Source organism: Phocaeicola paurosaccharolyticus JCM 15092 (assembly GCF_000613805.1).
Lineage (GTDB): Bacteria > Bacteroidota > Bacteroidia > Bacteroidales > Bacteroidaceae > Phocaeicola > Phocaeicola paurosaccharolyticus.
The window spans coordinates 15585-30626 of record NZ_BAJR01000022.1 but is presented as its reverse complement, the minus strand read 5'-3'; the positions used below and the strand labels follow the sequence as shown (position 1 = coordinate 30626).

The 15042-nt window shown below is 39.0% G+C and carries 10 protein-coding genes and 1 pseudogene; 9 read left to right on the top strand and 2 right to left on the bottom strand.

Going from position 1 to position 15042, the window contains the following annotated elements; translation table 11 throughout:
- The first annotated feature begins 24 nt into the window (after window positions 1-24).
- From trxB to rpmA, 7 genes and pseudogenes are all read left to right on the top strand, one after another.
- Window positions 25-968 (top strand): annotated as a pseudogene (gene trxB / locus JCM15092_RS15740) (thioredoxin-disulfide reductase).
- 18 nt (window positions 969-986) lie between these two features.
- Entirely contained in the window at window positions 987-3809 is a 2823-nt protein-coding gene (locus JCM15092_RS09825) for a M16 family metallopeptidase (protein WP_024994506.1), read from the top strand.
- A gap of 2 nt (window positions 3810-3811) precedes the next feature.
- Entirely contained in the window at window positions 3812-5299 is a 1488-nt protein-coding gene (locus JCM15092_RS09820) for a DUF5687 family protein (protein ID WP_024994505.1), read from the top strand.
- A gap of 15 nt (window positions 5300-5314) precedes the next feature.
- Entirely contained in the window at window positions 5315-6022 is a 708-nt protein-coding gene (locus JCM15092_RS09815) for an ABC transporter ATP-binding protein (RefSeq protein WP_024994504.1), read from the top strand.
- Window positions 6023-6049: 27 nt separating this feature from the next.
- A complete protein-coding gene (locus tag JCM15092_RS16905; RefSeq protein WP_024994503.1) occupies window positions 6050-7813 on the top strand; it encodes an HAD-IA family hydrolase in 1764 nt (587 codons plus the stop codon).
- Window positions 7814-7966: 153 nt separating this feature from the next.
- Complete coding sequence (gene rplU / locus JCM15092_RS09805) at window positions 7967-8284, top strand: 50S ribosomal protein L21 (RefSeq protein ID WP_024994502.1); 318 nt, start codon at window positions 7967-7969, stop codon at window positions 8282-8284.
- 21 nt (window positions 8285-8305) lie between these two features.
- Window positions 8306-8569, top strand: a complete 264-nt coding sequence (gene rpmA / locus JCM15092_RS09800; RefSeq protein WP_024994501.1) for a 50S ribosomal protein L27 — start codon at window positions 8306-8308, stop codon at window positions 8567-8569.
- Window positions 8570-8645: 76 nt separating this feature from the next.
- On the opposite strand, the gene JCM15092_RS17585 is transcribed toward rpmA, so the two are convergent.
- Window positions 8646-8933 carry a hypothetical protein gene (locus JCM15092_RS17585; RefSeq protein WP_235782325.1) on the bottom strand — a complete coding sequence of 96 codons (288 nt, stop codon included), beginning with the start codon at window positions 8931-8933 and terminating at the stop codon, window positions 8646-8648.
- A complete protein-coding gene (locus JCM15092_RS15735) occupies window positions 8930-10912 on the bottom strand; it encodes a beta propeller repeat protein (protein WP_235782324.1) in 1983 nt (660 codons plus the stop codon). The genes JCM15092_RS17585 and JCM15092_RS15735 overlap by 4 nt, the downstream gene beginning before the upstream one ends.
- Before the next feature lie 254 nt (window positions 10913-11166).
- On the opposite strand from JCM15092_RS15735, the gene serS reads away from it, so the two are divergent.
- Together serS and JCM15092_RS09785 are read left to right on the top strand one after the other, a co-directional pair.
- On the top strand, window positions 11167-12441 hold the full coding sequence (serS, locus tag JCM15092_RS09790) for a serine--tRNA ligase (protein ID WP_024994500.1): 1275 nt from the start codon (window positions 11167-11169) through the stop codon (window positions 12439-12441).
- Window positions 12442-12599: 158 nt separating this feature from the next.
- The gene (locus JCM15092_RS09785) at window positions 12600-14894 is read left to right on the top strand and encodes a bifunctional dihydroorotate dehydrogenase B NAD binding subunit/NADPH-dependent glutamate synthase (protein ID WP_024994499.1); all 2295 of its coding nucleotides are present in this window, start codon (window positions 12600-12602) and stop codon (window positions 14892-14894) included.
- The last annotated feature ends 148 nt before the right edge of the window (window positions 14895-15042 follow it).

Genomic DNA, 15042 nt, shown 5'->3' with positions numbered 1-15042 from the left:
ACAGTAAAACAACTAATATAACATATGGAAAAAGAAAGAGTAAAATGCCTGATCATAGGATCAGGTCCTGCAGGATACACCGCTGCTATCTATGCAGGTCGTGCTAACCTATCTCCTGTATTATATGAGGGATTGCAACCTGGTGGTCAACTTACTATCACTACCGATATTGAGAACTTCCCTGGTTACCCTGAAGGTATCAACGGAACTGAGATGATGGAGGATTTACGTAAACAGGCTGAGAAATTCGGAGCTGATGTACGTTCTGGTATTGCAACAGCTGCTGATTTAAGTAAATCACCATATACTATCACTATAGATGAGGAAAAACAGATAGAGACTGAAGCTTGATAATATCTACAGGTGCTACAGCTAAATATCTTGGACTTGATGATGAAAAGAAATATGCAGGTATGGGCGTTAGTGCATGTGCTACTTGTGATGGATTTTTCTATAGAAAAGGTTGTTGCGGTAGTTGGTGGAGGTGATACTGCATGCGAAGAAGCAATTTATTTAGCTGGTCTTGCAAAAAAAGTCTATATTGTTGTAAGGAAATCATACCTTCGTGCGTCTAAGATTATGCAAGACCGAGTATTAACTCATCCAAAAATTGAAGTTTTATTCGAAACTAACGCAGTAGGGCTCTTTGGAGAGAATGGTGTTGAAGGTGTAAATCTTGTCAAGAGAAAAGGCGAGTCTGACGAAGAGAATTATTCACTTCCTATAGATGGTTTCTTCCTAGCAATAGGTCACAAACCAAATTCAGACATATTTAAACCTTATGTTGAGACAGACGAAACAGGATACATTATTACAGAAGGAAACTCTCCAAGAACAAGAGTACCAGGTGTATTCGCAGCAGGTGATGTTGCTGATCCACACTACCGACAAGCCATTACTGCGGCTGGAAGCGGATGTAAGGCTGCAATTGAGCTGAAAGATATCTCTCTGCCAAAGGTTTAATTTAATTATTTTAATAACAACAAATGACGCATTTTGTAAAAAAAATGTTAGCAACCAGCTTACTGGCTGGTTGCTTTGCGGTTGCACACGCCCAGCAAATGCCACCGATTCCTATTGACAATAATGTCAGAATAGGAAAGCTTGACAATGGTATGACCTATTACATCCGTCATAACCAACTACCTGAAAAGAGAGCAGATTTCTACATAGCTCAAAAAGTAGGATCTATTCTGGAAGAAGAGAATCAAAGAGGGTTGGCTCATTTTCTTGAGCACATGTGCTTCAACGGCACAAAAAACTACCCAGGAAATTCTTTAATCAAATACTTGGAGAGCATAGGAGTTAAATTCGGAGAGAACCTTAATGCTTATACTTCTATAGACGAGACTGTCTACAACATATCAAATGTTCCTGTCGTACGCGATGGCGTAATAGACTCATGTCTTCTTATACTTCATGACTGGGCAAACGACCTTAGTTTGACAGATAAAGACATTGATGATGAACGCGGTGTAATTCATGAAGAGTGGAGAACACGTCAGGGACCAACGATACGTATGTATGAAAAAGCATTCCCTATCGCTTACCCTGGAAGTAAATATGCAAACAGACTACCTATCGGCTTAATAGATGTTATTGACAAATTCCCTTACGAGGTTCTTAGAAATTATTACAAAGAGTGGTATCGTCCCGATTTGCAAGGCTTAGTTATTGTTGGAGACTTTGACGTTGACAAAATGGAGGCTAAAATAAAGTCTCTCTTCTCTACAATCAAACCACGCGTAAACCCTTCTGAACGTAAATATTTCCCTGTTCCGGATACAAAAGAGACTATCGTAGCAATAGCTAAGGATAAGGAACAGACAGTACCTTCAGCATATATATCATATAAACATGACGCTATACCTGATTCAGCCAAGACAAAACTTGACTACATGGTTTACGAATATATGAAGTATATGACAGGTACAATGCTGACAGCTCGTCTCAGTGAGTTGAAAGAGTCACCTACTCCTCCATTCATAGATGCAGGTGCAGATGATGGTAACTACCTTATCTCTAAGACAAAAAAGGCATTCACTGGAGTTGTATATACTAAGGAAGACGGAATTGAGAATGGTATAGCTACTCTTACAAGAGAGATAGAACGCATGAAAAAATTCGGCTTCACCGCTTCAGAGTATTCTCGTGCAAAAGCTAACTACCTTAAGTTCCTTGAATCGGAATACAACGAACGTTCAAAGACTAAGAATGAACAGTATGTAAATAAATATGTGCGTCACTTCATCGACAACGAACCTATCCCAGGTGTCGAGAATGAGTATGCAATCATGAATCAGATTGCTCCTAACATACCTGTTGAAGCAATTAACAGTATAATTCCTACTCTAGTTACCGACAGTAACTGTGTGGTATGTATCTTCATGCCTGAGAAAGAGGGAATGAAATATCCTACTAAAGAGAGTGTTCTTGCAGCAATAGAAAATGTAAAAAAAGAGAATATCACTCCATATGTTGACAAAGTTTCTGACGAACCACTTATCAAGAATAAACCTACTGCAGGTAAAATTACTAAGACTGAGAAAGGTGCTTTTGGCTCTACCTTACTTACACTATCAAATGGTGCAAAAGTTATCATAAAGCAAACAGACTTCAAGGCTGACGAGATACTACTCAGTGCATATAGTCCTGGAGGTTCCTCACTTTTCGCTGATAATGAAATCATAAACATAAATAACTTGAATGGAGTTATTAGCGCTGGCGGACTTGGCAACTTCAGCCCTACAAACCTTGAAAAGGTACTTGCAGGAAAGAAGGTATCTCTTAACGCTTCTATTGACGGAACAACAGAGAACGTAAACGGAAACTGCTCTCCTAAAGATATGGAGTCTATGTTGCAGTTGCTTTACCTCTCTTTCACAGCTCCTAGAAAGGATATGGATGCCTTCACATCTTTCAAGACTCGTATGAAAGCATCCTTGGAAAACCAGGAAGCAAATCCGGCTATAGCTTTGGTCGATACATTAAGAAGTGCAATCTATAAGAATCACCCTCGTTCTATAAGGATGAAAGCTGATATGGTTGACAAGATTGATTATGACAAGATCATGAACATGTACAAAGACCGTTACAAAGATGCCAGCGACTTCACATTCATTATTGTAGGTAATGTTGACATTGAAAAGGCAAAACCATTGATCGAGACATATATCGCTTCTCTCCCATCTATCAATAGAAAAGAGAGCTTCAAGGATAATAAGATGGATATGCGAAAAGGTGCATACAAGAACATCTTCTCTAAGAAGATGGAGACTCCTAAATCAACTGTTGTTGTTTTGTATAACGGAGCCGTACCATACACTCTTAAGAACAGTGTTATGATGAGCATCTTTAGTCAGATTCTAGACATTGTCTATACTGAAGAGATTCGTGAAAAAGAGGGAGGTACATATGGCGTTGGTACATATGGAGAGATAAGCAAATATCCTAAAGAGGTGGCTTACCTTCAGATCTCTTTTGACACAAACCCAGATAGACGTACTAAGATGACACAGATTGTAACCGATCAGATCAACAAATTTGTTGCAGAAGGTCCTTCAGAAGTTAATCTCAATAAGGTTAAAGAATTCATGCTTAAAAAGCATAATGAAAATCTAAAGGAGAATAGCTACTGGATGAATCTCATCAATGAGTACTATTGGAATAAAACTGATATGAACGACAATTACGAGACACTGATCAATAGCATTACAGCAAAAGACATTAAAGAATTTGCTAAATCGTTCATTGGACAGAAAAATGTTGTTGAAGTCAGCATGACCGACGAAACTAAAATTGTTAAATAACAATGCTTCTATCTATAATTAGAAAGAATGATAAACTTGCAGCTAAGCGGAACCCCTCTTTTGAGAGGAACCGCTTTGCGAAGTTTATTATATATTTCATGGTAGCTTTTTGGGCTGCATACCTCATTTTTATTGGAATTACTCTGGCTCTTGGTTTAAAAGAAGGCATTCAAAATATGGAAGCCTATCATGTGTTCAACCAATTTATTATCTACCTTCTGTTTGCCGATTTTCTTCTTAGGTTTATGGGACAACCGGCAACCTCGCAAGAGATAAAGCCATATCTTCTCTTTCCTATAAAGAAGAATAAGCTGATAGATACCTTCCTGCTTCAGTCTGGATTAAGCATATTCAACCTATTCTGGTTCTTCTTGGTCCTTCCTTTCGCAGTCATCACAATACCGGAGACATATGGTTTTTGGGGAGTGATACTATATCTGTTTGGCATGTGGTTACTCTTCATAATGAACAACTACTGGTATCAGATATGTAAGACGCTTCTTCGTCAGAAGACAATATACCTATTGCTGCCAGCTGCTGTATATGGATCGATACTTGCTGTCGACCTATTGCCAAAGACAAACTATTTCGGACGATTTACAATGAATCTAGGCGAAGGGTTTATCCAGGGTAACATTATTGCATTTATAGGTGTAATAGCTGTAATCTTACTGCTATTCATAATAAACAGATACATGCAGATATACCTTATGTACAAAGAGCTTGGTAAGGTAGAAGATTCGAATATAAAACGAGTATCTCAGTTCAAATTTCTTGACAGATATGGAGAAGTTGGTGAATTTATGCGTCTGGAGCTTAAACTGTGCTTGCGTAACAAAGCAGTAAAGCATCAGGTACGTATGGGATTTATCATCATGCTTACCTTCTCGTTTGTGCTAGCTTTTACAGATGTTTATAATGGAACAGGCATGTCAAGATTTATCTGCATCTACAATTATGCTATACTTAGCGTAATGACACTTGGACAGATTATGAGTTTCGAGGGCAACTATATTGACGGCTTGCTATGCAGACGTACCTCTATCTTTAATCTTCTACTTGCAAAATTCTACGTAAACTGCTTTATATTGCTGATTCCATTCGCATTTATGATGATACCTGTATATAAAGGAAAGATTGACCTATTAATGGCATTTGCTTATATGCTCTTCACAGCAGGAGTGGTATTTGCTTTATTGATGCAATATGCAGTATACAACAAGAAGACTATTGCGCTAAATGCTACAATAATGAGAAGCAACAGAGGCAGTTCTTTCTTCCAGACCATTGTCATTTGTTGCGCTCTTTTTCTCCCAATAATATTTAACTCTCTGCTTTCCTCACTATTTTCTGATGAGACAACATATATCATAATGCTTATCACAGGTGCACTATTTATCCTGGCTCACAGAATATGGATTAAGAATATTTACACAAGGATGATGGCTAGAAAATTCGAGAACTTGGAGGGTTTCCGAGAGACACGATAATAAATCAGAAATATCATGGATATAAATATAAAGAATTTAGTAAAAGATTTCGGTTCAAAAAGAGCTGTAGACATAGACCGGTATACTGTAAAAAGTGGAGAGATGATTGGCTTGGTTGGAAACAACGGAGCAGGAAAGACAACACTCTTCCGACTTATCCTTGATCTTCTAAAGAGAGATGAAGGGGATATCACTATTGGTGAATGGAGCGTAAACGAAACTGAACTGTGGAAGAACTACACAGGTACGTTTATTGATGACTCCTTTCTTATCGACTATCTAACCCCTGAAGAGTTCTTCTATTTTGTGGGAAAGATGTACAATATAAGTAAGAGTAGCATTGATGAGAAACTTGAGAAGTTCACACGCTTCATGAACGATGAAGTTATGGATACCAAGAAACTGATAAGAAACTTCTCGGCTGGAAATAAGCAGAAGATAGGAATCATAGCTGCTATGCTCCACGACCCAAAACTTCTTATTTTGGATGAGCCATTCAACTTCCTCGACCCAACATCACAATCTGTCATCAAGCATATGCTTAAAGATTACAATGAGAAAACAGGTGCTACAATAATCATATCAAGCCATAATCTGAATCATACAGTAGATATCTGCAAAAGGATAGCCCTTTTGGAACACGGAAAGATTATCCGCGATATAGACAACAGCGACTACTCTGCAGGGAAAGAACTGGAAGATTATTTTGAAGTGAAAGAGTAGACCAAAGAGTCACTTAATCTAATGCTTATGAGATATAACACTTTTCTTTTTGATTTCGATTATACATTGGTGAATTCATCGGCGGGAATTGTGAAGTGTTTCCGTACTGTACTCGACAAGCACGAATACTTCTCTCCGACTGATGAAGAAATCAGACGCACTATAGGAAAGACTCTTGAAGAGTCTTTCTCTATTCTTACCGGGGAGGTAAATCCCGAGGTACTGCACACATACCGACAGGAATATGTAGCGGAAGCCGACATACACATGACCTCCAACACATTCCTCTTTCCTGAGACAAAAGAGGTTCTGACTACACTTAAGCAGAGAGGAGTAAAACTTGGTATCATATCTACAAAATACAAATACCGCATAAAGGAGTTTTTGGATATCCACTTCCCTGAAGATTTTTTTGATATTATTATAGGCATAGAAGAGGTTGATAAATATAAGCCTCATCCCGATGGTATACTAAAGGCTATTAAATTCCTTAAGAGCAAGAAGAAACAGGTTATATATATCGGCGACAGCACCACCGATGCTGAGGCAGCACAAAATGCTGAGGTAGACTTTATTGGAGTTACACATGGAGTAACTACCACACGTGAGCTTGCGGCTTATCAGAATGTGGCAATAATACCCGAACTATCTCCCATCCTATCACTTTCTGTCAATAGAAATCTAACCAAGCACCTTCGCAGAAGCAAACTGAAATCATTTAATAGATATTTCAATTACAGAAAACATATCGGACATACAAAGAGCATAGACCCTTATAAATATTATGTATGCAATAACTGTGGAACATACTTTATAGGTGAATATTGCAACACCTGTGGGCAACGTCGAAATACAGGTCGTTTTACTTTCAGCTATGTCATAAAGAATATGCTGGGTGGTCTGACAAGTATAGACGATAAGTTCTTGCGTAACCTCATAGAACTGCTCTACAGGCCCGGATACATGATTTTCGATTATATTAAAGGAAAACGAAGCCACTACTTCAAACCATTTCAGACTCTATTTATTCTTGTAGCAATTTATATTATACTGGTTAAGATTTTGGATCCGCTCTCATTCATGAATAAGGATAAAGAGGTAACCTATAAAGATATCAAGAGAGATATAACAACAATTAGTTCCAAGGCAAAGCATCAGAAAACCAAGACACTTCTGACAAAGAGCAGCAACTACCTTGACAGCGCCTACTCCACTGCCCTTCCTGTCGAGAAGGATTATAAGGATGAGGTCAAGTTTGATGTCAACAATGATCCAGCTACAACGAAGTTTGTCACATATTTAATCAAGAACATAATTAATATAGTAAACCCCGAGTCGAAAAAGGATAATAGCGAACCCACATTTATAGATGGAATCCTTAACGTGATAAATAACTGGGCCAAGGACAATAAAACATTGAGCCTTATCATGCTCATACCACTATATACCATTGCCACAAAGAGAGCGTTCAGGAAAAATTCTATATCAAAAGGATTCAACTACACCGAGACGCTCTTTGTACAGGTATATATTGCTTGTCAAATTATTCTTATAAGCATCATACTGCTACCATTTTTAGGACATGGTGAGATAGATGAAGCTTTCGGCATTAGCTGGTGGCTTATCTTCCTGCTATATTGGTGGGATTACCGTCAGCTCTTCAAGGACAGCTGGATGAAGACCTTCAAGAGGACAGTAATAATGTTCATCTATCTTGGACTTATAATGTTTGTCCTTATCATATTGATATTAATTTTAGTAACGTTATGGACCGCAATATCCATGATATGAGAGAGAATAGTCAATTAATATTAAAATATTCATAATATGATTTGTCTCTAACATAAAAAATATCTATTTTTGCAACCAATTTATTCCGTGGAGGTTAAAAAAGTGAATAAACATATTCCACCTTGCGGAGAAAACCCGTTTAATATAAAAGAAATGTACGTAATTGTAGAAATTAACGGTCAGCAGTTCAAAGCTGAAGAAGGAAAGAAATTGTTCGTTCAGCACATCCAAGATGCTGAAGGCGGTGCAACTGTTGAATTTGAAAAAGTATTGTTGGTAGACAACAATGGAACAGTAACAGTAGGTGCTCCTATTGTTGAAGGTGCTAAAGTAGTTTGTGAAGTAGTTTCTCCACTTGTTAAAGGTGAGAAAGTTCTTGTTTTCCACAAGAAAAGAAGAAAAGGTTCAAGAAAGTTGAACGGTCACCGTCAACAGTTCACAGAGTTAACTATCAAACAAGTTATTGCTTAACTATTTAAATTTTAAGAAGAAATGGCACATAAGAAAGGTGTAGGTAGTTCTAAGAACGGCCGTGAATCAGCAAGTAAGAGATTAGGCGTTAAGATATATGGCGGACAGGCTTGCAAAGCAGGTAACATCATCGTTCGTCAGAGAGGTACAGAATACCATCCAGGTAATAACATCGGTATGGGTTCAGACCACACTCTTTTCGCATTAGTAGACGGAACAGTAAATTTCAAAGTAGGACGCGAAGACAAGAGATTTGTTTCTGTAATTCCTGCTGTTGAAGCATAATCCATTACTAGATTATTAAGTTATCAAATAGAGCCTGACTAACAAGATTAGTCAGGCTCTATTTTTTTAATATAATTTAAAGAGGAGCACCCATTATAATACCTCTTCCATGTGTTCCTACATATACTCTACCATACTCTTGCATATCTCCGCAAATATGTAAAACTAATCCATACTGATGCTGGTCATCATTAATCCTCACCCAAGTACGGGCAGTATCATCGGAACGGAAAAATCCGTATTGTCCGTTTACCACTCCTATCAAATATAGAGCTGGGTAGTTATTACCAGGCTTAGCCTTACCAAAACCAAATCCATAGATTGTACTGACTTTATCCATAGTCATGAAATCATACCCGGTCATAGAAGTTGAATGGTATAACCCATCGTAAGCAGCAATCCATAAATCCTTCTCATATCCGGGAGTTGAATAAATACGGTCTTGTCCACCACGAATATCACCACGTGATGGTTGACGCATGTTACCAGCAATCTTGGCAGGGATAGCTGATTATTTACTCCAAGCTGAAGAGTATCGGCAACAAAGGTTGTTCCCCCATCAATACTGCTATACAGAATCTGATCCGATACATTCACCGCATAGAATAATTTTGGATTAGCTTTATCTGCAATAGTACGTATGCCTTTCGGCAAGCCAATACACTTTTGCCATGAATGTCCCTTGTCACTAGTGATATATGCATCCGAATTATCTGGAGTCCAAATCCATGACTTACCATCAGCAGAGACAGCTATATGACCATTACGGGCACCATTGATAGGCACATTGTCACACATTGACCATGTCTTGCCACCATCTTCAGAATAAGATATTGTACGTGCCCCTGGCTGATTACCAAAAAGCGTACCTGTCCTGACAATAAGTTCCTGCTTTAGCCAAGCACCTGTAACGCCATTTGTATTTCCGAATGTAGGATTAGAATGACTACCTTCAGGACAAGGGTTATAAAGGTCAAAATGCGTAAATCCCCCATAATCACCAACTCCAGATATCAACCTTGCACCTTTTTCTGGAGCATACAACTCTAAAGGAACAGTCTCTTCAATACCCGATGACATTATACTCCATTTTACCTTCTCTCCTCTCTCCACTGCCGACAGATTGAATGTCTCCCAACCTCCAAAACCTGTTGTAAATATAGCATGTTCTGAATTAGCAGGATCAATCTCTACATCAAACATCCAATGCAAAGGAGCCACCTTAACATAAGGAGCTTTAGAATAATCGTACTCGTATCCAGTTTTGAAAATTGGTTTCCAATGTTTTCCGCCATCAATAGAATGGAATAGTTCATCACTCTTAAAACCTAGTTTACCACCAAGATTATGTGTGCTTACAATAATATGTTTAGGATTCTTCGCATCCACTGATACAGCCGCATACCCAAAACCGGCATTCTCCCCCTTCTCTATTTTCAGAGGAGATATATCTTCCCATCTCTTTTTTGCAATAGTATATTTCCATAATGCACCGTCGTTCATCTGACTTGGTCCAGGAGTGTCGGCATAACTTACCAATAAATCTCCTGCTGTAGTCATTATCATATGAGTAGGTCTATATTGGGATGGGGCACCATCAACATCATTCCATGTTTCCCCTTTATCATGACTCACAAACAGATTATTACTATTCATTAGAGATACAGCTACATATATATCATCCGATGCATTATCAAACACCACACAAACTATTCCACTTCCTTTTTTTTGCCATGATTTCATGTCACTCATATCAAACCTTTCAGTAACATCAGGAAAAGAGTTCACCTTCTGCCAACTCTCACCTTTATCCATACTCCTCCATAATCCATGAAGCCGTGTACCAATATATATGATGTTACTATTATGAGGATCCACCATCATACGTTCACCATTTCCACGGCCATTCTCATTGCCACCCATAGTGAAAGGAACATCTATGCGTAAAAACGAATTACCTCCGTCACTGGAACGCAAAACTGCACAAGTACGATTTCTTGTATAGGTTCCACATGCTATATATACATTATCAGGGTTATTAGGATCAATAGCAATACTCTCTACGCCCTGCAGATTGCTCTCCTTTAGATTAATCCAATCCAATAAAGATTCCCAACATTGCTTTCCTGGATTCCATTTGTATGCTCCACCCATATCCGTACGGCAATAACGTATATCAGGCACTTTAGGATGGCAAATTATGCCGTCAACAAACCCACCTCCCACTATTGGTACACTGCTCCATTGATATGGGACAGAACCCACACTCTCTACCTTTTGAGCGAAAATCGACATGCTGATTGTCGACAGAGCCATACATACAAACAATAATATTTTTTTCATTGTAACTGTGTTTTTCTATTATTATAATTAATAATGTCATTAAGTTATACATATCCATAATATTACTTTATCTCTTTTCATTAAAAAAGGCAAAAAAAGACATTAGGATAATCAAATAGAAACATTTTAAGACATGTCAATACATTAAATATAACTTATCAGGAAAATACAAATAACTGACATATAAATTATACTTTTTGTTTTTTTCTGTATCTTTGTGAAAATATTCTAGAATTTCAAAAATATAAATAGACATGCTTACTATTAGACAGATTACAGAAGACACGGAAGTCGTTATCCGTGGGCTGGAGAAGAAGCACTTTAAAGATGCAAAGGCTACTATTGATCAGGTCATTGCATTAAATGACAAAAGACGTAATGCACAGAACAAATTAGATAGCAATCTTTCGGAAGTCAACAACCTATCCAAGTCAATAGGCATGCTAATGAAAGAGGGCAAGAAAGATGAAGCTGAAACAGCTAAATCAAGAGTTGCCGATATAAAGGAGTCTAACAAATCTATCCAGGCTGAGATGGATCAGGCTAGCGAAGATATGCAGAACCTTCTTTATACAATTCCTAACGTACCATACGATTCTGTTCCTGAAGGTGTAGGAGCCGATGATAATGTTGTCGAGAAAATGGGCGGAATGGAAACAGAACTTCCTAAGGATGCACTTCCACACTGGGAGTTGGCAAAGAAATACGACCTTATCGACTTCGATCTTGGTGTTAAGATAACAGGTGCAGGTTTCCCAGTATACAAAGGAAAAGGTGCACGTCTTCAGAGAGCCTTGATAAACTTCTTCCTTGATGAAGCACGCGAAGCAGGATATCTTGAGATAATGCCTCCTACTGTAGTAAATGCAGCATCAGGTTATGGTACAGGTCAGCTTCCCGACAAGGAGGGTCAGATGTACCACTGTAATCTTGACGACCTATATCTTATCCCAACAGCAGAAGTTCCTGTAACAAATATATACCGTGATGTAATCCTTGATGAGAAACAGTTGCCTATAAAGAACTGTGCTTACACTCAATGTTTCCGTCGTGAGGCTGGTTCATATGGAAAAGATGTACGTGGGCTTAATCGTCTTCACGAGTTCTCTAAAATAGAGATTGTTCGTATAGACAAACCGGAACACTCAAAAGAGTCACACCAGGAGATGCTTAATCACGTAGAAGGCCTTCTAAAGAAACTGGAACTACCATATCGTATTCTTCGCCTTTGCGGTGGTGATATGAGCTTTACAGCAGCACTTTGCTTTGACTTCGAAGTATATTCTGAAGCACAGCAGCGCTGGTTGGAAGTTAGCTCTGTATCCAACTTCGACTCATATCAGGCTAACCGTCTGAAATGCCGTTACCGTACAGCTAATAAGAAGACAGAACTTTGCCATACTTTGAATGGTTCTGCTCTTGCTCTTCCAAGAATTGTCGCTGCACTTCTTGAGAACAACCAAACACCTGAGGGTATTCGTATCCCTAAGGCACTTGTTCCATACTGTGGCTTCGATATGATTGACTAATTGTGACATTTTATTAATAATTCACTAATATAAGATACTTTTTGAAAGCCGTTCATACAAAAGGACGGCTTTTTATTTGTTCTTAAAGAATTATATGCATACTTTTGTGAAATACATTAAATTAAGTATATAAAGAACACTATAATAACAGCATACTAATGAATAAGATTATTTCAAAAGAGCAATTTTCTGAGAAGGTTTTCAAATTCGTTGTTGAAGCACCATTAATTGCTAAATCTCGCAAAGCCGGACACTTTGTAATAATCCGTGTAGGAGAAAAAGGTGAACGTATGCCTTTAACAATTGCAGAGGCTGATACTAAGGCAGGTACCATCACTCTTGTAGTGCAGGAGGTAGGATTGTCGTCTACTCGTCTTTGCGAATTAAATGAAGGAGATTATATAACAGATGTTGTAGGCCCTCTAGGAAAAGCTACACATATAGACAACTTTGGAACAGTAATCTGTGCCGGTGGTGGTGTAGGCGTTGCTCCTATGCTCCCTATCGTTCAGGCATTAAAAGCTGCTGGTAATAAGGTTATAACCGTTCTTGCCGGCCGTTCTAAAGATCTTATCATCCTTGAGAAAGAGATGCGTGATAGCTCTGATGAAGTAATCATAATGACCGACGACGGTTCTTATGGAAGGAAGGGATTAGTAACAGAAGGTATCGAAGAGGTCATCAAACGTGAGAAAGTTGACAAGTGCTTCTGTATAGGACCTGCTATCATGATGAAGTTCGTTTGTTTGCTTACTAAGAAATATGAGATACCTACAGATGTATCACTAAATACTATCATGGTCGACGGAACCGGTATGTGTGGCGCTTGCCGTATCACTATCGGTGGTGTGACTAAATTCGTTTGCGTTGATGGCCCTGAATTTGACGGACATCAGGTTGACTTCGATGAGATGCTCAAGAGAATGGGAGCATTCAGAGAGATTGAGCACAACGAGATGCACAAACTTGATCATGAGACTGAAGGAAGCTGCGAGGCAATTAAAGAAGCTACCGGCCGTGACGCTGAGTGGCGTGTTGCCCTCCGCAAATCAATGAAGCCAAAAGAGAGAACAGCTATTGCGAGAGTTAAGATGCCTGAGCTTGATCCTGAGTATCGTTCTCACACAAGAGTAGAAGAGGTTAACCTAGGTCTTAGCGAAGAACAGGCTGTAACTGAGGCTAAGAGATGTCTTGACTGTGCTAACCCTACATGTATGACAGGCTGCCCTGTAAGCATCAACATACCTACTTTTATCAAGAACATTGAGAGAGGTGAGTTCCTTGAGGCTGCCAAAACTCTTAAAGAGACAAGTGCACTTCCTGCTGTTTGCGGTCGTGTTTGTCCTCAGGAGAAGCAGTGTGAGTCAAAATGTATCCATCTCAAGATGGGCGAACAGGCTGTTGCTATAGGTCACCTTGAGCGCTTCGCTGCTGACTATGAGCGTGAGAGCGGAAAAATTTCTGTACCTGAGGTAAAAGAAAAGAATGGAATAAAAGTTGCTGTAATTGGTTCTGGCCCTGCCGGATTGTCTTTTGCAGGCGACATGACAAAATATGGATATGATGTGACAGTATTTGAGGCACTTCACGAAATAGGTGGTGTTTTGAAATATGGTATCCCTGAATTCCGTCTTCCTAACAAGATTGTAGATGTTGAGATTGATAACCTATCTAAGATGGGTGTTACATTTATCAAGGACTGCATCGTTGGAAAGACTATCAGCGTAGAAGATCTTGAAGCTGAAGGATTCAAAGGTATATTCGTAGCTTCCGGAGCAGGTCTTCCAAACTTCATGAACATACCTGGCGAGAACTCTATTAATATCATGTCATCAAATGAATATCTTACTCGTGTAAACCTTATGGACGCAGCAAGTGAAGATTCAGATACCCCAGTTACTTTAGGTAAGCGAGTTGCTGTTATCGGTGGTGGTAACACAGCTATGGACTCTGTCCGTACAGCCCGCCGTCTTGGTGCAGAACGTGCTATGATTATCTACCGTCGTTCTGAAGAGGAGATGCCTGCCCGTCTTGAAGAGGTTAAGCATGCTAAAGAAGAGGGCGTGGAATTCCTTACTCTTCATAATCCAATAGAATACATTGCTGACGAGAAAGGTTGCGTAAAGCAGGTGGTACTTCAGAAGATGGAACTTGGTGAACCTGATGCTTCAGGTCGTCGTTCTCCTGTTGCCATCCCTGGTGCTACAGTCACTGTAGACATAGACATGGCTATCGTATCAGTAGGTGTATCTCCTAACCCTATCGTTCCTAGCTCAATAAAAGGTCTGGAACTTGGTCGCAAGGGAACTATCGCTGTTAATGATAACATGCAGTCGTCTATACCAACAATCTATGCAGGTGGTGACATCGTACGTGGTGGTGCAACTGTTATCCTTGCAATGGGTGACGGACGTAAAGCTGCTGCAAGCATGAATGAAAATCTGAAGAAGTAATATCTTAGATATATCAAAAAAAAAGAATCCACAGAAGCATCTCATATAATGAGTACTTCTGTGGATTCTTTTTTTATATCTTGTCCCGTTTCATTTTTCACAGGTGGGGAGTGAATAAACCACATTGAAGTCTATATACTTCACAGTA